Source organism: Microcystis sp. LE19-10.1B, from assembly GCF_027530565.1.
GTDB lineage: Bacteria > Cyanobacteriota > Cyanobacteriia > Cyanobacteriales > Microcystaceae > Microcystis > Microcystis aeruginosa.
This window is the reverse complement of sequence record NZ_JAPZQM010000322.1, coordinates 1-1410: the sequence shown is the minus strand read 5'-3', so window position 1 is coordinate 1410 and position 1410 is coordinate 1. Positions and strand designations below refer to the sequence as shown.

Annotated in this window: 1 protein-coding gene and 1 pseudogene; both read right to left on the bottom strand. The window is 38.6% G+C overall.

Features of this window, described 5'->3' with window-relative positions:
* Positions 1 to 141: 141 nt before the first annotated feature.
* Positions 142 to 927, bottom strand: a pseudogene (locus O9332_RS11515) (serine/threonine-protein kinase); the annotation flags it as partial.
* A 372-nt stretch (positions 928 to 1299) separates the two neighbouring features.
* Positions 1300 to 1410 (bottom strand): transposase (locus O9332_RS11505; RefSeq protein ID WP_288025593.1); only part of this gene is annotated, 111 nt, incomplete at its 5' end.

Sequence of the window (1410 nt, the reverse complement as noted above, 5' to 3'; positions counted from 1 at the left end):
GCTCCAGCTACATCAAATGTTCCCAAAAAATATAGAAGAGCTAATGCAAATTAGCCGCTATCGGTTGAAGGATTACATCAAAGGACAAAGAGCGATATCGCTTGCCCTATCTACCTTCTAGCTCGCTTGTCCCCCTCTCAGATTTAAAACCTGTTGTGCTGTCCATCTTTGTTTTCTATCTTTTTGCAAACACCCTTCAATAATCGGTTTAAACTCTTTCGGTAAACTGGGGATTTGTAGCTCACAATTCATCACCTTTGCCATTAACTGGTGAATATCATTATTAAACTTATAGGGAAGTTGATTAGTCGTCATTTCGATTAACATAATACCCAATGACCACAGATCCCAAGCTGAGGAAATATCCCCCCTAAAGGCTTCGGGAGGCATATAAATAATTGTACCGCTATTGTGGACGGTTTGAGTGTGGCTTTTGTTATTTAAGGTTCTAATTAAGCCAAAATATGCTAACTTGTATTGTTGATTAACCTTGAGGATATTACCCGGTTTTAAATCTCGATGGACTTTATTTTGTCCATGAAGATAATTTAAGCCCTGGGCGACTTGAGCAGTAATATTTTTAATCTCATCCGCTGACAAACCGCCTTTGGCAATGTGATTTTCTAGGCTACCCTGTGCCAATTCCATCACTAAATAAAGCATCTCCGTATTGAAAAAAGTAAATTCCCCCACCGAATAAGCCTTAATTAAATTAGAATGTTCTAACTTTCTGGCATTTGTTAATTCAATTAATTTATCATCGCTACTTTCTGGGATAACTTTAATGGCAACTTCTTAGACCGATGTATTTCTGACCATTTCACTAGCATGAAATACACCCCCAAAACCACCCGCACCGAGAAACTTATTAAGACGATAGGGGCCTATTTGTTGCCCTTCTAACATCTTCATCATTTGGTCTAGCATAATAATAACTCCTGAATTAGCCAATTTTTACGTTGTGTAACTATCCTATTAAGTGAGTGGTTATAATTATTAAATTGAAGATAGATTGTGCCTTTGATCCCCCCTTGATAAGGGGGGCGCGGATCCCCCCTTAATCCCCCATTTATTAGTGGGGCGCGGATCGACACTTAATCCCCCGTTTATAATGTGGGCGCGGATGACCCCTTTCAGTAGCATGAAATACACCACCAAAACCACCCGCACCAAGAAACTTATTAAGACGATAAGAGTTTATTTGTTGCCCTTCTAACATCTTCATCATTTGTTCTAGCATAATAAATAATAACTCCTGAATTAGCCAATTTTAGGCTCTTCGTTACTCTTTATGCTAAATCAACATACAAGATGCCAAGACAACATACTTCTAACCCAAAAATTCCGAAAGTTTCTCAAGCCATAGGCTCTCCGTTTTATTAGTTTAAGTTTATTGTTGATTCCCTCGAC